19 protein-coding genes and 1 pseudogene are annotated in these 15,865 nt (G+C 56.4%); 6 read left to right on the top strand and 14 right to left on the bottom strand.

Going from position 1 to position 15,865, the window contains the following annotated elements; all coding sequences use genetic code 11:
* The 12 genes from AC6I8M_RS07145 to AC6I8M_RS07200 all read right to left on the bottom strand — a co-directional run bounded on the left by AC6I8M_RS07145 (position 1) and on the right by AC6I8M_RS07200 (position 9,075).
* Positions 1 to 939, bottom strand: coding sequence for a hypothetical protein (locus AC6I8M_RS07145; protein ID WP_058948961.1), 939 nt, complete (start codon positions 937 to 939; stop codon positions 1 to 3).
* Positions 932 to 2,008, bottom strand: a complete 1,077-nt coding sequence (locus AC6I8M_RS07150; RefSeq protein ID WP_498013725.1) for a peptidase — start codon at positions 2,006 to 2,008, stop codon at positions 932 to 934. Before AC6I8M_RS07150 ends, AC6I8M_RS07145 begins: the two co-directional genes overlap by 8 nt.
* Before the next feature lie 226 nt (positions 2,009 to 2,234).
* Positions 2,235 to 2,690 (bottom strand): phage virion morphogenesis protein, encoded by a 456-nt coding sequence (locus AC6I8M_RS07155; protein ID WP_022549422.1) that lies wholly within the window; start codon positions 2,688 to 2,690, stop codon positions 2,235 to 2,237.
* Positions 2,687 to 3,520, bottom strand: coding sequence for a phage head morphogenesis protein (locus tag AC6I8M_RS07160; protein WP_498013726.1), 834 nt, complete (start codon positions 3,518 to 3,520; stop codon positions 2,687 to 2,689). The genes AC6I8M_RS07155 and AC6I8M_RS07160 overlap by 4 nt, the downstream gene beginning before the upstream one ends.
* Positions 3,513 to 4,964, bottom strand: coding sequence for a DUF935 domain-containing protein (locus AC6I8M_RS07165; RefSeq protein ID WP_498013727.1), 1,452 nt, complete (start codon positions 4,962 to 4,964; stop codon positions 3,513 to 3,515). The genes AC6I8M_RS07160 and AC6I8M_RS07165 overlap by 8 nt, the downstream gene beginning before the upstream one ends.
* Positions 4,964 to 6,280, bottom strand: a complete 1,317-nt coding sequence (locus tag AC6I8M_RS07170; protein WP_498013728.1) for a phage terminase large subunit family protein — start codon at positions 6,278 to 6,280, stop codon at positions 4,964 to 4,966. The genes AC6I8M_RS07165 and AC6I8M_RS07170 overlap by 1 nt, the downstream gene beginning before the upstream one ends.
* Positions 6,277 to 6,828, bottom strand: a complete 552-nt coding sequence (locus tag AC6I8M_RS07175; RefSeq protein ID WP_498013729.1) for a DUF3486 family protein — start codon at positions 6,826 to 6,828, stop codon at positions 6,277 to 6,279. The genes AC6I8M_RS07170 and AC6I8M_RS07175 overlap by 4 nt, the downstream gene beginning before the upstream one ends.
* Before the next feature lie 2 nt (positions 6,829 to 6,830).
* Complete coding sequence (locus AC6I8M_RS07180) at positions 6,831 to 7,142, bottom strand: hypothetical protein (protein ID WP_022547390.1); 312 nt, start codon at positions 7,140 to 7,142, stop codon at positions 6,831 to 6,833.
* A gap of 2 nt (positions 7,143 to 7,144) precedes the next feature.
* Positions 7,145 to 7,468 carry a hypothetical protein gene (locus tag AC6I8M_RS07185; RefSeq protein ID WP_022547389.1) on the bottom strand — a complete coding sequence of 108 codons (324 nt, stop codon included), beginning with the start codon at positions 7,466 to 7,468 and terminating at the stop codon, positions 7,145 to 7,147.
* The gene (locus AC6I8M_RS07190) at positions 7,465 to 8,088 is read right to left on the bottom strand and encodes a hypothetical protein (RefSeq protein WP_058948999.1); all 624 of its coding nucleotides are present in this window, start codon (positions 8,086 to 8,088) and stop codon (positions 7,465 to 7,467) included. The genes AC6I8M_RS07185 and AC6I8M_RS07190 overlap by 4 nt, the downstream gene beginning before the upstream one ends.
* The gene (locus tag AC6I8M_RS07195) at positions 8,081 to 8,719 is read right to left on the bottom strand and encodes a transglycosylase SLT domain-containing protein (protein ID WP_498013730.1); all 639 of its coding nucleotides are present in this window, start codon (positions 8,717 to 8,719) and stop codon (positions 8,081 to 8,083) included. The genes AC6I8M_RS07190 and AC6I8M_RS07195 overlap by 8 nt, the downstream gene beginning before the upstream one ends.
* A 2-nt stretch (positions 8,720 to 8,721) precedes the next feature.
* Positions 8,722 to 9,075 carry a putative holin gene (locus tag AC6I8M_RS07200; protein WP_498013731.1) on the bottom strand — a complete coding sequence of 118 codons (354 nt, stop codon included), beginning with the start codon at positions 9,073 to 9,075 and terminating at the stop codon, positions 8,722 to 8,724.
* Between the two features lie 277 nt (positions 9,076 to 9,352).
* Between AC6I8M_RS07200 and AC6I8M_RS07205 the strand changes: the two genes are divergently transcribed.
* On the top strand, positions 9,353 to 10,120 hold the full coding sequence (locus tag AC6I8M_RS07205) for a DNA adenine methylase (RefSeq protein ID WP_498013732.1): 768 nt from the start codon (positions 9,353 to 9,355) through the stop codon (positions 10,118 to 10,120).
* Between the two features lie 29 nt (positions 10,121 to 10,149).
* On the opposite strand, the gene AC6I8M_RS07210 is transcribed toward AC6I8M_RS07205, so the two are convergent.
* Positions 10,150 to 10,491, bottom strand: a complete 342-nt coding sequence (locus tag AC6I8M_RS07210) for a helix-turn-helix domain-containing protein (protein WP_498013799.1) — start codon at positions 10,489 to 10,491, stop codon at positions 10,150 to 10,152.
* A gap of 72 nt (positions 10,492 to 10,563) precedes the next feature.
* Positions 10,564 to 11,067: pseudogene (locus tag AC6I8M_RS07215) on the bottom strand (DUF3102 domain-containing protein); the annotation flags it as partial.
* 72 nt (positions 11,068 to 11,139) lie between these two features.
* Between AC6I8M_RS07215 and AC6I8M_RS07220 the strand changes: the two are divergent.
* Genes AC6I8M_RS07220 through AC6I8M_RS07240 form a run of 5 tightly spaced genes read left to right on the top strand, consistent with a single transcriptional unit; the run spans position 11,140 to position 15,857 of the window.
* Positions 11,140 to 11,562 (top strand): helix-turn-helix domain-containing protein, encoded by a 423-nt coding sequence (locus AC6I8M_RS07220; protein WP_498013849.1) that lies wholly within the window; start codon positions 11,140 to 11,142, stop codon positions 11,560 to 11,562.
* 57 nt (positions 11,563 to 11,619) lie between these two features.
* Positions 11,620 to 11,940, top strand: coding sequence for an IclR family transcriptional regulator (locus tag AC6I8M_RS07225; protein WP_498013733.1), 321 nt, complete (start codon positions 11,620 to 11,622; stop codon positions 11,938 to 11,940).
* Positions 11,941 to 11,952: 12 nt separating this feature from the next.
* Positions 11,953 to 12,903, top strand: a complete 951-nt coding sequence (locus AC6I8M_RS07230) for a DUF3102 domain-containing protein (RefSeq protein WP_498013734.1) — start codon at positions 11,953 to 11,955, stop codon at positions 12,901 to 12,903.
* The gene (locus AC6I8M_RS07235; RefSeq protein ID WP_498013735.1) at positions 12,903 to 14,690 is read left to right on the top strand and encodes an integrase catalytic domain-containing protein; all 1,788 of its coding nucleotides are present in this window, start codon (positions 12,903 to 12,905) and stop codon (positions 14,688 to 14,690) included. Before AC6I8M_RS07230 ends, AC6I8M_RS07235 begins: the two co-directional genes overlap by 1 nt.
* A gap of 12 nt (positions 14,691 to 14,702) precedes the next feature.
* Positions 14,703 to 15,857 carry an AAA family ATPase gene (locus tag AC6I8M_RS07240; RefSeq protein WP_498013736.1) on the top strand — a complete coding sequence of 385 codons (1,155 nt, stop codon included), beginning with the start codon at positions 14,703 to 14,705 and terminating at the stop codon, positions 15,855 to 15,857.
* Positions 15,858 to 15,865: the final 8 nt, after the last annotated feature.

Genomic DNA, 15,865 nt, shown 5'->3' on the forward strand with positions numbered 1-15,865 from the left:
TTACGCTCCTTTAATGCCGCTAATCAGATACCCTGCCTCACTGCCCACCACAGCGACCTTGTAAATATCGGTGTAGCGGATATTGACCACCTTGCCGCCAACACTGTCAAAGCGGTCGGCCAGGGGCATCCCCTGACGGCGGAAGGTATAGCCAAAGGACGGCCTATGCTCATCCGCGCTATCACTGCCCGCAGAGGCGGGACTGACCACATGCAGCATCAGGTTATCTTTCCACAGGTCGGTGGTGCTTTTACCGTCCTTGTCTAGCTGGACCGGCGCGCCAATCAGCACCTCATCCACCTGGAATAAATCTTTTAATATCTCGGTAGTGATACGCTTACGTTCATTCCCACCCAGCGCGTCTTGCAGCACCTTATGAAAGCGCAACAGCGCCATCACACTGGCCCCCATGGTAATGACGTTGGGGCGCAGGCCGATATTGGCGCGCACCACTTCCATCCCGGCTTCAATATCTTTCAGTGGATCGCCATTTTTCTTGTTCCAGGCGGCCTCGCCCGTCAGGGCTTTGGTGGCGTTGCTGGCATAGACCGAAGCCGATTGCGCCAGTTCGGCGACATACTGCTCACGGCGCAGTAAAATACCGTCCGTGGCCCGTTTAATCGCCTTGATTTCTTCATTAAACATCGATTCCGCCTGTTCGCGGTGATCGACCGGTACCGCCAGATCATGCTCATCGAGCACGATATCGGTAAACGCCTGTTTCTCTCTTAACAGGATATTGCTGTCCGCCCCCACTGCGCGTTTGGTTTCATACAGCGCCAGGCGGCCCTTGCCAAAGGTCGGCACCTTGACGCCTTCTTTTTCTACCCGGACGAGCGGAAACAGCTTTTCCCCAATCAGGCTGGCATTGCGGTATTCAGCAGCAATATGGGTCAGCACCGGGTCGTTGGCCCGTTTGCTTTTTAAATAATCAGACATGGGATTCTCCTGACAGGCAGCGCTTCACCGCCGCTTCGTAAGGGATGGATTCACGCGCCTTAAGCGCCATGGCCTGTTGATGCAGCGTATCCGGATCGGATGCCCGCTCACTAAAGGTCAGACTGTTTTGCGGCGTATTGCCTCTTCCCGGCACCGCCCGCTGACTAAAATCGACCAGCGGGGTAGCGCTGGTCAACAGGGACTTGACGGCATCAACGAGTGGTTGCGTTTTGCTGCCCTCACTGAAGGTCAACGCCTTCTCCTTGCCCGACAGGGCATCCAGTAACGCCACCACCACCGCTTGTCCGGCAGGGGCCAGGCGCGCTTCATTAATCAGATTTTCGGCAAACACCACATTAACCTCATGCGCCAGGTTGGCGGCCTGAGCGGCCTTTTCAGCCTGATGGGCGCTTAGCTGTTGCTTTAAGGCGGCGTTCTCGGCTTGCAGCCGTTGGTTTTCGACTTCATGTTTTTCCACGGTAAGGCTCTCCGTTATAGGGGGCGGCGTAATAAGCCCCGGCTCAGAAAAGGGTTGGGTCGGGGTGCTTAAGATGGTCGTGTCAGGCGGGTTGCCCAGGGCGTGGCTGAGGAACGCCCGTAAACGGGTAAACAGCGGATCGTGATCGCACTGCATGTCTTCACTCAACACGACGACCCCTTCTTCACCTTCACTAAAGGTCACCGGCTTAAGGCCCTTGACCGCCGGCGGCTGGGCACCCAGGAAACCGACGTGTTGCAAATAGTAAATACCGGGCACCGGATTATGGGGTGAATCCGGCGCATAAAAGGCGGCAGAGAGTTTTTTGTAACGCCCACTGACCACGGATTCGGCAAATGTCGGCTCCAGTTGTTGGGGTTCGGCTATTAGATCACGTCCTTGCGCCGATAGCCGTTTGATCCAGCCATAAGCCGGGGCGTTGGTCGTGGGATGACCGATGACTATTGGCGCTTCATGTAACGCCGGATCATAGGCATTCGCACAGACATGCAAATCGTTTTCACTAAATGTCACTCTGTCACCGTAGCCGGTAATATAGTGGCCTGGCTTGAGAATATGCAGGGGTTTCATGGCACCTCCATTGACTATCAGGATGACAGTCTATGTCGGGTTGGCTGATTTCCCTTTTAAAGGGCTTTAAAGATTTTCATTTGCGTATTGTCTTTCAGCATTCGCATACTGCTTCTGCGAGCGGGCATAACGCGCTCAGGAAGGGGTTTATAAAGCTTTATAAAGGATGGAAAGGCTCTCAGGTATCGCATTGTATCATTTAAGCCCTGAGCGCCTCAGACAGCACTTAGCGGTGGGTGGCCTGTTGCAGGTAATCAAGCACTTCATCGAGCAGCTGGCGTTTAACCTCAGCGTCTAACTGTCCCGCTTCGGAGACCGGCAGATACGGACGCGGGGGGAGTGTCACCGAGTTACCCCTTCCAGCCTGACCGCCCAGTTGATGAATGCGGGCATAAACGCGATGGGTGCCGACCCGTGCCTGGTGCGCATCATAGTCCGGCGTCACGCTGCGGCGCAAATACCCGTCCCGGGAGAGCGTCATGCCCTGGCGGGCGAGTGCCGCGACCGACGGTTGCCAGCGTGGCCGCCCCTGTTCTTCAAAGTTCAGGTCGGTGGCGGTTTTCAGCGTTTCAGACCAGCGGCGCATCAGTGGGGTCAGGTCGTAAGCGGCGTTATCCAGGTGCTTCAGTGCCTGTTTCAGGTCGTTATCGGTTATCTCAACCGACAGAATAGTAGCGGTCATTCCGCTCTCCCCAGGGTGTTAACGGCCAGGGTGTGTAACGGCCCCTGATAGCGGGTTAAGTCCGGTCGATACCCTTCACCGGGATTATACGACCAGCCGATATCCGGGGAAAACACCGTATGATTGTCGAGTGTCAGCTGGGCCACTGGCCGCATTTCGCCGGTTTTGCGCGAGACCACCTGCAACGACCAGCGCAGACGGTCACCGGACGTTTCCACTGTTAGCCCACGCGCGTTGACATCCCGCACTGACAGGGCTATCACGCTACAGCGACAGCGCCAGCCATTGGGCGGGTAGAGTGCACGCCATAGCGGGTCATCGGCAGGAAACACCCGGCCATGCAGCGCCAGATGGCTTCTGCGGGTACGGTTATCCCGTATTGCCACATACATCCAGTAGGGGCGCGCCGCGACATTCTCCCGCATTTCTGCCCAGCGCCCGGCGTTGTACAGGGTGGTGAGATTGGTGCGGTAAATCGTCTCCAGTCGCTGCGGACTACCCAGCTGCACCGTGACCGGCTCACCGCTGACCGGGTCAGTGGTCTCCTGTTGCCCCCACCATCCCCTGGCCTGCAGTACCGGGGTCAATTCCTGGGCAAACCATTGCCCGGTTTGCCCCTCAGCCAGCGAGGTGTTCAGTGCCTGATACATGTCCTGCAGGATATCCAGTCGCGTCACTTTGGCCACCGTCGCACTCTGCGCATGGGCGTCTTGCCAGACATCCTGCCAGTCCCAGGAAAAGGTAAAACCTTTGGCTTTCAGGTAAGCGATGACCCGTTTGGGCGGCAGGCTAAACAGCGCCGTCAGTTCGTTATCGTGGAGTCTAGGCATGTAAACGCCCCCAGACATTGGCAACAAACATCACCCGGGCCAGGGTTTCCTGTAGCGCGTCCGCGGGCATCTCGGGGTAAAGTGCGGCCAGTTTTCCCCTCAGTTCGCCGGGAGAAATACCCGATTTTACCGCGTCAAATAACGGGGTGAGCAGCGGTTGCAGGGTGTTGTCCAGCGCGCCGTTTTTCATCAGGCTGTCCAGTGCCCGGTCAAGCTGTGCCTGGGCATCGGACGCGCTCTGCGTCTCGTCTTCGGCAAAGGCCAGCGAGGAAGCAGAGTGGGAAGGGGTTTCCTGCTGGCTTTCCATCAGCAAATCCCCCGGTTGCAGGCCATATTCACGCTGATAGTATTGCGCGCTGAAAAAACCGGCGGTTTGCGCCAGACTCAGGTCACGCCTGGCCTGCACCTCATCAATGGTCTCCTGCTCCCACAGTCGCCACGTCGGCACCGGCACATCACCAAAGTTCAGCTCAACCAGCCAGCGCAGTATCTGATTCACCGCACTCATCACCATCACCGCATCGCCATCGCGGATATCGGCGGCCACTTCCAGCCCGGCCTGGGCAGAGGCGTGATTGGTTTCGGCTTCGGTGGTCTGGTTCTGGCCCAGGAGCGCAATGGTAATTTCACTGCGGGCCATCTCAATCAGGTCTTTGTACAGACTGCTTGACGCCCCCTTGGTGGCGGGCTCCCTGAATTCAATGCTGCTGTCATCCGGAATAACCGCCACCGCATCCTGCACCATCTGCTCGAGAGAGTGCAGCAGCGGGCCAACATGCGCCTGGTCCTGACCCCGTGGATGACGCCCGACTACCCAGGGGGTGCCGTATTTCTCACTAAAGCGCATCCAGAATGACCAGCCGGCTTTCTTGAACGTCACCGGCCAGAAGCACAGCGACAAATCCGCAAACCCGTAGGGGTTATCAAAGGTGGCGTCTTGCGTCGCCACCACAAATTTGCGCGGCGGTAATAACTCGCCCGCCAGGCCCGACTGCCGGGCCTGAAAGCGCAGGCGATTCTCGGTATCAAAGGTAAACCACTCGGGTGGTTTACCCACCACATCGGTCACTACCAGATGGCGCCCGTCTTTTGCCCAGGTCAGTTCGGCGGGTTGATAGCCAAAAAAGGCCGCCTCCAGCAGTTCGCCGATGAGGCGGTTTATGTCCCACTGCGCCAGGGTCTGTTCAATAAAGCGCACCACAGGCGCAGGTGCCTGCCCCGGCTCCAGTCCGCGCTCCAGGCATTTGACCGCCGATTTACGCCGCCGGATACTGCTACCCACCAACGGCTCAGCGCGTAACTGGCGGTAGACGCTAATCGCCTGGCCTCGGGCGCGTAATATCGGGTCGGGATTGGGTAAATGGCCGAACAGTTGTCCCAGGCCCGCCGGACTGCGGGCGCGGGTGGCAATGTCACTGAACAACGCTTTTTTATCGATAATCATCAATATCCCTCCAGCAACGATGAGGCCTGACGCGGGCAACAGGAGTAAGCGCGCACCGGGCCGTGGGGCTGGTCGGCGGCGCTGAGCGCTAAAAACAGCGCCCAGGCACGGTCAGCGTGCCCGGCGGCATCGCTCTCGGCCACAAAACGCGGCGCGCCAGTCGGACTCATCACTTTTTTCAGTTTATGCAAATCGGCCCGCAGCGCCCCGTCCCCTTGCGGCAGTCGCAGGCGGCGGTCTTCAAACACTTCTTTACCGCGTGTCGCCAGCGTCAGCTTGTTAGTAGGCGTGAATAACACCCCTTCGACCCGCGTGCTGCCATGACGGCGTTTCGCATCTTCCACCGGCTTTTCGCCGAGACCAGTCTGGTCGATGCAGCAGCGCAGTACCCGGTAGTGGGCAAAGACCGCATCGAGCAGCGCATCCTGCTCGGCAAACGGGGCACGCTTGCGGGTAATGATGTCGCGTGTCCAGACCACATCGCCCACCTGTTCAATCACCCATATCACAAACAGGTCATGGCGCAGACCGATATCGACCCCGACAAAACAGGGACCGCCGTTATAGTGCTCAGGCTTGCCGGCCTGCGGGTGCTCTACGCCATCAATCAGGTCATAGGAAAGCCAGGCGGCGGCTTCATCCAGCCAGTGCAGTTCAAATTCCTGCGCCCAGGCGTCTTCATCATTGAGCGCCTGTTTGAGGGCGGCTACATCCCGTGGCAGGCCGTCTTTGACCGCCTGGTAAATGTCGACCCGATGGCGCGACCAGACGCTGTCCAGCGACGGGTCGGTCATCAGCTCATAAAACTTGTTGCCCTTGCCATTGGGGGTGGAGGTGACGCGCAGCCTGTAGCCGTTTGATATCACCGGAAACAGCGCGGCCCAGATTTTGCGGCTGTCAGCATGAAAGGCAAATTCATCGAGAAACACATTGGCGGCAAAGCCGCGCGCCGTATCGGGGTTGGCGGGAAGTGCGGTAATGCGTGAGCCGCCGGGCAGCACTGCCTCCAGCAGGGTGTAACGCTCGCTGCCCGAGCCTTTCACGCTGCCTTCGATTTCACGGATGGCCAGACCGTACGCCTGACAATGCTTTCTGACCCCTTCTTCCATCGCCTCTTTGGCCTGGCGTTCCCCGCGCGAGAGAATGACCCAGCGGGTGCGACCGCCACGGGCCTCGGTCTCAAAACAGTCATCAACCAGCTCCAGCGTGGTGGTAAAGGTTTTGCCGGTCTGGCGGGCAAAACAGCCAATCTTGAAACGCGCGGGATCTAACATCCAGTGTTGCTGATACGGGTAGAGTGTCACGTTTTTGCTCATGTGATAATCCCGTAAATTTCTTCACGCACCCGCTTCAGGGTCTCCAGACTGACATGCCCTTTGCCTTGCTGCGCCGCTTCCTGCTCCAGCGTGGCCATTTCCGCGCTGATTTTTTTAAGCTGCCCTTGCAGTTTTTTCAGGCTGACGCTGGCATGAATAATCGGGGCCAGATTTTTCGCCATGCGGGCAAAGCGCTCAGCCCGTTCAACCGGCGACCCCGCTTCTTCCTTGATGGTTTGTGCCTCCAGCAGGCTATTGAGTAATTCAGTCTGCACCAACGCCATAATGGACTCTGAGCGGGCATCCTGGTCATCGGGCGCACCCTTGGTCAGTTGCCGCGCCGCTTCAGTCGCGTCACGAATAGCGGCAAAGCGGCGCTGCACCTTCTGACCGTAGCGGGAAATCTGCGCCCGACCGATGCTGTACCCTTTATCCCGCAGCAGGGTCTCCAGCTCCCGGTAGCCACTGAAATTGCGCTCCGTCAGCGCCCGGTCGAGCCATTCACGCACCGATGGAGGCAATACATCGATATGACTGCGCGGTGCCATCGTCACTCTCTCCAGTATCTGGCGGGGCGGGCAATGCCGGGGATATCGTCGGTGACGTATTCCACCTGGTTCACCCCTTCCGGCGTCATCGTGGCGGTCCATGAGCGCGCCGGCGGTCGGGTCAGGCGAACCAGACTTAAGCCCTCAAGGAACAGTAACTCTTTTTGCAGCTCCAGCATGGTCATGTCCGGGTAGAGCGAGTGGCCCACGTCCCACAGCAGCCGGTCATTGGCCGGATAAGGCCGTGCCTTGTTGACCACCTGCAGTAACACCCAGCGCAGCCCTTCGCGGCGCGCCTGTTCGGTTTCTGTCATCCTTATCCTCCTGCCACCTGACGCAGTTGTATCGTTTCCAGCTTCTGGTAAATCGCGTCAAGCCGTGACTCCACCACCTGCTGATAATGAATAAATTCGTCGCGCCGGACATAACGTTCCGGCACCTCCACTTTGAATTCCAGCACCTCGCGCTCAAGGCGTGAGCCTTTGTCGGACGCCTCACGCATCAACCGCTCCAGCGAAGCAAACCGTTCGGCCTGACGCTTTTCGGTCTCCCGGATAAACCAGCGTGCCAGCCCCGCGAGAAAGCCCGCCAGCCCAAACAGATAGCTCACCAGTACCCAGAAATCGACCTGTAATGTCATGGTTGTGATCCTTCAATATAATCCAGCAATCCGTTTACCTGTGCCCGCCAGACCTGGCACTGTTGCCCGTTGTCGGTGATATTGGCGAGGATATCGCGCTGGGTAACTGGACTCGGGGTGTGTCGCTCGCCAGGGGTCTCAGCTGACCGGGTCGTGTTGCCAGTACCGCCGGTAAGGGTGGCAGGGACTGAACCGTCAACGTCTGACAGCCCGAGGGCGGCGTTGTAGTGCTGCACGAAGCCACGAGTAAATACGCAGGCCACAGTATGAGCCTGACCTTTTTCATCCTGCCAGTGTTGGGTAACGTCATCTATCCGCCGGGTTAAGTGTTGGGTTTTGTCATGAAGCTGTGCAATGCGATTCAGGTAGCGCTGTTCGGCCTGATGCGCCACCTTCACCTGATGGATGAAACGCTGCTGCAGGGCATTTAGGGTTTGCGCGGCCTGCCCGGCGCGCTGTTTTTCCTGCATGGCAAACGTCTCGCGCAGCTGACTGAGGGTTGCCGCGCACCGTTCGGTTGAGCGACCTGCGCCTTGCGTGTAGCCGTGCCACCAGATACCCGACAACAGCGCCATTACCAGCACTCCGCCGGGGCTTTTCAGGCTGACTGCACTAAACACAGCTTGCCCCTCCCCAGGTCAGGTAACGCGGTGCCAGGGCATGTAAAATACGGTGCGGATAATGACGATTCTCACGCCAGGCGGTCAGGCTACGTCCGGCATTGACCCGCTCAACGCTGTCAAACCAGCGCCTGCCATCGACCCCCTGACGTTCTGCCAGGCGGCGGTCACGCTGTACCCAGCCCAGGCCACCGTTGTAGGCCGAGAGCGTCATCGCCATGCGCTCACACGCATTCACCGCCGACAGGCGTTGCCATAGCCAGCGGTCGAAACTCACCACTGCCCGCAGGCTCCAGCCGGGATTAAGCGGCGCTTTGGCGGCCAGTTCCGGCATCACCTCCCCAATCCAGTCCATGGTCGCAGGCATAAACTGCCCCAGCCCCTGCGCCCCGATGCGATTGGTGATAGCCGGCTGCCAGCCACTTTCGTGCTCAATCTGGGCGGCAAAATCCGCCACCGGCGCATCAAGCCCCCACACCAGACGGGCGTTACGTATCAGCTCAGTCCGGTATGGCAGTGCCGCTTGTGGGGGACGCGCCGCATCGGCATCAAGCGCGCCACCAAGGAGCACTATCAGCAAAAGGAATAACAGCCATCTGGGGTCGCCCTGCGGACGTTGATAGCGGTTCATGGTCATAACCCCATCGCCACACTCAGACACACTGCGGCCACAATCACTGCCCGGCGCAACTGGGCGGCGGCAAACACCTGATGGCAGCCGCCGCGTACCGGATGTCGACCCTGTGCCACCTCAGGGTGGTCATGGTGCAGGTATTGACCGGGACGAGCCCTGGGGAACAGCGAACGGTCAAGCCAGTAACCGACCACCGCCGCCAGGGTGATCAAGGCCAGCTTATAGAGCACCACCGGTAATTGCTGCGGCGAGACCAGGCCAATCACCAGCAACAGACCAGCCGCAGTGAGCAACCAGCCGCCGAGGCGTGGGGTTTTAAAGGGGGTTAAGGTCAGTTTTTTTCGGATTTTCATCACACTCTCCCTGAGAATCAGGCCGACAGTGTGACAGGACGGTGCGCTAGCCGCTTTTAAAGCGGTTTACTAGTGGGGATGCGGGTCAGCGGTTAGGTTAGGCGCAGTGATTAGCCCCGAACGGGGCAAGGGAAAAAGCGCGACCCACCCGGTGCGTCAACACCGAGCAGGCCGTCAACACACAGACCCGACCTGTGAGTCAACCGGGGCGCTTTCCGTTCTCGAGAACAGGAAAGAGTCTACACGAATTTCCATTAGTGAAACAGGCTTACAGACAATGACGCAACATTTTTTACCGATACTGCCCTGGGCAGGCGGTAAACGGCGGCTGGCGAAACAGATTTTACCGTGCTTCCCGGCGCACACCTGCTACGTGGAGCCGTTTTGTGGCGCAGCGGCGCTCTTTTTTATGAAGTCACCCAGCAAAGCGGAAGTGATTAACGATATCAACGGTGAGCTGGTCAATCTCTATCGGGTGCTGAAACACCATCTGGAAGAGTTTATGCGCCAGTTTAAATGGGCGCTGGTCAGCCGGGCGATGTATCAATGGTTAAACATCACCCCGACCGAGACCTTAACCGATATTCAGCGTGCAGCCCGTTTCTACTACCTACAAAAACAGGCGTTCGGCGGCAAGGTGGCGGCGCACACTTTTGGCGTGACCACCACCACGGGGCCGCGCCTGAACCTGTTGCGCATGGAAGAAGAGCTGTCGCTTGCTCATCTCAGACTCTCACGCACCACCATTGAACAGCTGGACTGGGCCAGCTGCATTGCCCGTTATGACCGTCCGCACACGCTGTTTTACTGCGATCCGCCGTACTGGGGCACAGAGGGCTATGGCGTGGATTTTGGTCTGGAGCAGTATGAAAAACTGGCGGGTATGGGACGGGATTTAGCCGGGATGATGATTATTTCCGTCAATGATATTCCTGAGATGCGGGCAGTGTTTCAGGGGTTCGAGATGCAGAGCGTGCCGATTCGGTATCATCTCAACATCAATCAGCCCACACAACGGCGCGAGCTGATTATTACCGTCAAATAACCCTCTCCGCTGCAACGGAGAGGGATGCGTCATGCGCGGCGGCGGGCGGTTTTTTTCTCAGTCATGGCAGCCAAAGTGCGTTTCGCAACCTCCCTGGTTTCACCTGGAATATGCCGGAAAAACGTTAGCACCTCCGCTTCTTCCTCATCCCTCACCACATCGAGCGCACTGGCTTCATCGCTGCGCTCCCCGGTCATCACATAAAGAAGGTCGACGCCTAACGCTTTCGCCGCGATTAAGTAGCCCGCATCAGGATGTCGCTCACTTTTTTCATAGTTGTACTGGGTGAGCTTTTTAACCCCGCACCGTTCAGCGAAGCTTTCCTGACTGAGTCCCAGCCGCAGGCGCTCCGACTTGAGGCGGTCACCCACCCCTTCCAGGGTCAGCGTGACCCACTGTTGGGTATCGAGCGGAGCCTGCTTATCGCTCGCGGCAGACGGAAAGGTTTTATCGGTCAGTTGCTGGCTTAACTGTTGCAACTGCTTCTCTTTTTCTGCCACCAGTTGCTGACTGCGTTTAAGCGCCGACTCATCTTTACGTAATGCCGCCCGTAATTCCCGTACCGACATCCGGTCAACGTCATCTAGCGTCAATCCGGCGATGGTGCCGCCTTCGGCCAGTTCAGCGAGGTCTTCGTCGTTTTCAGTTATTAATTCAAATAATTTTGTTTTTCCCAAATGTCCCAACGCTTGGACTTTTGAATGAAGAGTAGGTGATAGATATTTTATAGAAGCTTGCATCATTCTATGAGCCGTGCTTTTGGGAATACCCAACTGTTCTGTTACAATTTTTACAAATGCTCCATGCGGTTCATTCTCCTTAAGAATAATGAGTCGTTTCCCCGCCTCCAGCATGGCTTCGGCACTCTGTGCCATATAGAAGCGCGCTTCATGCACAATGCGTTCACGCTCATAGGGTAGACCATCACCAAAACGTGCCATCACCTCCTGTTGGGCGCTGTTTTCTGCCTTTTTTTCAGGGTATGCAATTGCCCCCCCCCCCCCCCCGCAATCGTGATATTGTCCGCCGTACTGACAGACTGGCTGGTTGCCACTTTTTTCTTTGCCATACAGGTCTCCTTTAGGCCGATAACAGCCAGTGATTTTAACTGTGATAAGGAATATACAAAAACAGACAAAAAAAGGCTTTACATTATTTTGCATGTCTTGGTATATTTATTTTTAATTTTTAATGACGGAGATAACACCATGTCACTACAACACCCCGCCGACTTTAAGCGCAGTTTTTATGACCGCATCTATCAGGGTTATCCGACGGTGGCAGCATGGGCACGCCAATCCGGCTTCAAACCCTGTCAGGTTTACATGTTGCTTGATGGCTCCTGCCAGGGCTGGCGCGGGGAAGCACGCAAAATCAGACAGGCGATTGAACAAATCATGGGTTCCCCGATGCCATCGGGCAAAAAGCGCCATAAAAAATAACATTCACCTGTTTCACTGACGGTAACACAATTTCCATTAATGAAAAAGAGGCCTCCGATGAAAAACACCTTATCACTGCACCCCTCTTCACGCACACGGCGGGCGCTGCGGATTTTGAAAGCCATGAAGGGGCATTACCGCGACGGCCTGTCCAATAAAGCCCTGGCGGCGCTAATCAATGACTCTGCGGCCAATATCAGTCGCACCCTGCCATTTTTAGTGGAAGAAGGGATGATTGAAAAACGCCTCAATGGGAATTACGCCCTGAGTGAAGAATTGATACAGATTGCCCTGGCCTTTTTCGATGAAACCGAACGGGCGCAAATCAGGATGGCAGAACGACGTGGCCGCTGCGTAGCCTCATCGTCAAAATCGTAAGAGGAAAAAATAATGGGTAGAAAAGCATTACCGATGACGGCTGAAATCGCCCCAGAACAGCCTTTGTCACCGGATTTAATGAACAACCTGAATGCCCTGGCTGAACATCAGCAGGCCATTATGGACAAGTACGGTGAAGGCTTGCCCTATCAGCGTGAGCGCATTGTGCACGAAGCGCGCTTTTATATGGCACAGAGTGCTGAAGCTATGCTAGAGGCTGGGAAACGACTCATTATTCTTAAAGAGAATGAACCGCATGGAGCATTCGTAAAAATTGTGACAGAACAGTTGGGTATTCCTAAAAGCACGGCTCATAGAATGATGCAAGCTTCTATAAAATATCTATCACCTACTCTTCATTCAAAAGTCCAAGCGTTGGGACATTTGGGAAAAACAAAATTATTTGAATTAATAACTGAAGACGATGAAGACCTCGCCGAACTGGCCGAAGGCGGCACTATTGCTGGTATGACACTGACCGAGGTTGACAGGATGTCGGTACGAGAACTGCGCGCAAAATTACGAGAGACAGAAAAATCCCTTGAAGCCAGCCGCCGCCTGGCCAATGAGAAAGATCAAAAGATCAATGAACTGAGTGAAAAACGCCTGATCGATCAACATCGCCCGTTAGGGGAAGAGGGCGTACGCCAGCTCCGTGAAGAAATTGGCCTGGTCGGTTTTGATGTCAAGGCCATATTAATGGGCCGCTTTCGGGAAGGGCTGGAAAAACTGAGTAGTCACAGTGGTGATATCACGTCCCACGCCGACTATTTAGCGGGCCTGCTTAATGATATTGAGTTTGAAATCAATGTGTTACGCAGTGATTTTTCATTACCCCACCACGCAGTATCAGCGTTGGTGCCTGACTGGGCAAAAGCCGATGCGGATGTCGACGATGCGGATTTTCAGTTACCGGAACACCTGCGCGGCACCGGACAGGATAACGTCGAGGAGGTGGTCTGATGAACCCCATCCTGACCGAACGCCTGTTAACGATTGCCCAGACTGCCGAGAAAGCCGGGCATGGCGGCAAAGACGCGGTGTATCAGACAGGATGTCAGGCACTCGGCATTTCCCGGGCGACGCTGCTGCGAAAAATCAAACAGGTAAGCTATAAACCGCCGCGCAAGCAACGGGTGGATTGTGGCACCAGTGCCCTGACACGCGACGAAGCCCTGTTGATATCAGGCGTTATCATGGAAGCAGAACGTAAGAATGGCAAACGCCTCTACAGTCTGCGAAAGACGGTTAACGACCTGCGAGCGAATAACCTGATTGATGCCGGGTATACTGATAACGAGACCGGCGAGTGGTTTCCCCTGTCGGTCGATGCCATCAGCCGGGCATTGTACCACTATCGTCTACACCCTAATCAGTTACGGGCACCGGCCCCGTGTGTCCAACTAAAAACTGACCATCCCAATCATGCCTGGCAGCTGGATGCGTCGCTGTGTGTGCTTTATTACCTGAAAAATCCCGATAAAAAACGCACGACACGCGATAGCGGTCTGCGCATGATGACAGAGGCGGAATTTAACAAGAACAAGCCCAAAAATCTGGCCCGTATTGTTAATGACCGTGTCTGGTCATTTGAGCTGACCGACCACACCAGCGGCTGGATTTATGCCGAGTACCGCTTTGGCGGCGAAACAACACAAAACTTTACCGATGTGCTGATTAATGCTATGCAAGAACGCGGTGGGGCCGACGTACTGCATGGTGTGCCGCGCATCCTTTATACCGACCCCGGTTGCGCCCTGGTCTCGTCCACCATGCACAACCTGTGTAAAACCCTCGGGATTCAACTTATCGCTCATAAAGCCGGTAATGCCCGCGCTACCGGCTCAGTGGAAAAGGCGCGCGACATTCTCGAGTGCCATTTTGAATCCGGCCTGCGGTTTGTGCAAGTCAATCATATTAATGAACTAAACCGCCTGGTCGGGTTATGGCGTAAAAAATACAACCGTACCGCCATCCACCGACGTACTGGCATGACCCGCACCGACTGCTGGTTATGGATCACCCCGCAGCAGTTAATCAAGGCCCCGCCTGTTGACGTCTGCCGTGAGCTGGCAGTGAGTCTGCCGGAAAGTCGTAAGGTCACGACGCATCTTCGCGTGTCGTTCAGGGGCAGCGAATACGATGTACGGCAAGTCCCCGGCGTTTGCGTGGGCGACACCGTACAGATAGTCCGTAATCCCTGGCGCGACAGTGAAGCGCAGGTGGTCATGATGAATGAGGACGGCATGGAAGTCTTTTACCGGGTACCGGAAGTGGTGAAAGACGAGTACGGTTTTCCCCTCAATGCCCCAACATTAGGCGAATCCTTCAAGGCATTACCCCACACCCCGGCGCAACACCATCTGGCGGAAGTCGAGCAGGCGATGTATGGCACCACCTGTCCCACCGAAACCGCTGCTGCGCAAAAAGCCAAGGCGCTGCCACTGGGCGGTCGCTTTAACCCTTATCTGGACAATGAACGCGACACCCCACCGATTTACCTGCCCAAACAGGGCCAGGTCTCCACGGTTTGCGCCCCGCGTTTTGAAGAACGCGTAAACCCGGTCGTGGTGGTGCAACGCCTGCGAGCGCGTTTCCAGGCGGCGGGCAAGACCTGGCGCAGTGAATTTTACACCACGCTGACCCAACGCTTCCCGGACGGTATTCCGGCTGACCAGGTCGACGCACTGGGTGATGAACTGATGGCCCAGTCCACCGAGGTGGTGGTCCCCCTGGCCAGTCACGGTTAACCGGAGGCCATCATGCTGAAACTGAAAACCCTGTTACAACACCACAATCTGACCCAGGCGGCACTGGCCCGTGCACTTGACCTTTCCGAGGCGACGCTGGCGCAGATAGTCAATCACCACCAGTGGCCGAAACAGGACACCGACGCGCTAAAACAGCGTATCTGTGCCTGGCTACGTGACCAGGGCATCGCGGCGGACGACTGCTTTGACGGGGTCACATCCAGCGGCAAGGAAAAGCACACACCACCTAGCAATGAGGAAGACACCATGTTACTGAAAAAACAGGTATTACTGCCTGCCACCAAAAAGCATTTTGGGCTGTTTCGCGCCCCGTTTGATGACAGCGCGGTACAAGGTCATGAAGATGTGTTTTTAACCCCTGAAAGCCGTTATGTGCGCGAGGCGTTATACCAGACTGCCCGCTATGGCGGCTTTATCGCGGTTATCGGTGAATCCGGCTCGGGTAAAAGCACCCTGAGACGTGACCTGACTGAGCGCATTTATCGGGAAAACGCCCCCGTAGTGATGATTGAACCCTACGTGCTGGCAATGGAAGACAACGACCATCAGGGCAAAACCCTGAAAGCCGCCAGTCTCGCCGAGGCCATTGTCCACACCCTGGCCCCACTGGAAAAACTCAAACGCTCACCCGAAGCCCGCTTTCGTCAGCTACACCGACTATTAAAAGACAGCAGCCGGGCCGGGTACAGCCATGTACTGGTGATTGAAGAAGCCCATTGCCTGCCCATCCCGACCTTAAAGCACCTTAAACGCTTCTTTGAGCTGGAAGATGGCTTTAAAAAACTGCTGTCCATCGTCCTGCTGGGACAACCCGAACTGGGCGACAAGTTATCCGAGCGCCTGTTAGCAGTCAGGGAAGTCGTACAGCGCTGCGAGGTAATTGACCTGCCGCCGCTGGATGAACATCTGAACGACTTTCTTAATTTCAAGTTTAAACGCGTCGGCGGCGACCTTAGCAAAGTCCTCGGCCCTGATGCGATACCGGCACTGCGTCAACGCCTAAGCTGGCTGCGCCCGAAAAAAGACACGCCGGTCAGCCTGCTTTATCCCCTGGCTATCGGCAATCTGGTGACCGCCGCCATGAACCTGGCCGCGCAAAACGCCATCCCGGTTATCGACGCCAATATTATTCACAGTGTGCATTAAAGGAGGCT

The organism is Type-A symbiont of Plautia stali (assembly GCF_059731155.1).

Bases quoted from the DNA above. Each gene is read 5' to 3' on its own strand.
- AC6I8M_RS07165 (WP_498013727.1), bottom strand. From the start codon at position 4,964: ATGATTATCGATAAAAAAGCGTTGTTCAGTGACATTGCCACCCGCGCC.
- AC6I8M_RS07185 (WP_022547389.1), bottom strand. From the start codon at position 7,468: ATGACATTACAGGTCGATTTCTGGGTACTGGTGAGCTATCTGTTTGGG.
- AC6I8M_RS07195 (WP_498013730.1), bottom strand. From the start codon at position 8,719: ATGAACCGCTATCAACGTCCGCAGGGCGACCCCAGATGGCTGTTATTC.
- AC6I8M_RS07180 (WP_022547390.1), bottom strand. From the start codon at position 7,142: ATGACAGAAACCGAACAGGCGCGCCGCGAAGGGCTGCGCTGGGTGTTA.
- AC6I8M_RS07240 (WP_498013736.1), top strand. From the start codon at position 14,703: ATGCTGAAACTGAAAACCCTGTTACAACACCACAATCTGACCCAGGCG.
- AC6I8M_RS07200 (WP_498013731.1), bottom strand. From the start codon at position 9,075: ATGAAAATCCGAAAAAAACTGACCTTAACCCCCTTTAAAACCCCACGC.
- AC6I8M_RS07150 (WP_498013725.1), bottom strand. From the start codon at position 2,008: ATGAAACCCCTGCATATTCTCAAGCCAGGCCACTATATTACCGGCTAC.
- AC6I8M_RS07145 (WP_058948961.1), bottom strand. From the start codon at position 939: ATGTCTGATTATTTAAAAAGCAAACGGGCCAACGACCCGGTGCTGACC.
- AC6I8M_RS07235 (WP_498013735.1), top strand. From the start codon at position 12,903: ATGAACCCCATCCTGACCGAACGCCTGTTAACGATTGCCCAGACTGCC.
- AC6I8M_RS07230 (WP_498013734.1), top strand. From the start codon at position 11,953: ATGGGTAGAAAAGCATTACCGATGACGGCTGAAATCGCCCCAGAACAG.
- AC6I8M_RS07225 (WP_498013733.1), top strand. From the start codon at position 11,620: ATGAAAAACACCTTATCACTGCACCCCTCTTCACGCACACGGCGGGCG.
- AC6I8M_RS07205 (WP_498013732.1), top strand. From the start codon at position 9,353: ATGACGCAACATTTTTTACCGATACTGCCCTGGGCAGGCGGTAAACGG.
- AC6I8M_RS07175 (WP_498013729.1), bottom strand. From the start codon at position 6,828: ATGGCACCGCGCAGTCATATCGATGTATTGCCTCCATCGGTGCGTGAA.
- AC6I8M_RS07160 (WP_498013726.1), bottom strand. From the start codon at position 3,520: ATGCCTAGACTCCACGATAACGAACTGACGGCGCTGTTTAGCCTGCCG.
- AC6I8M_RS07155 (WP_022549422.1), bottom strand. From the start codon at position 2,690: ATGACCGCTACTATTCTGTCGGTTGAGATAACCGATAACGACCTGAAA.
- AC6I8M_RS07170 (WP_498013728.1), bottom strand. From the start codon at position 6,280: ATGAGCAAAAACGTGACACTCTACCCGTATCAGCAACACTGGATGTTA.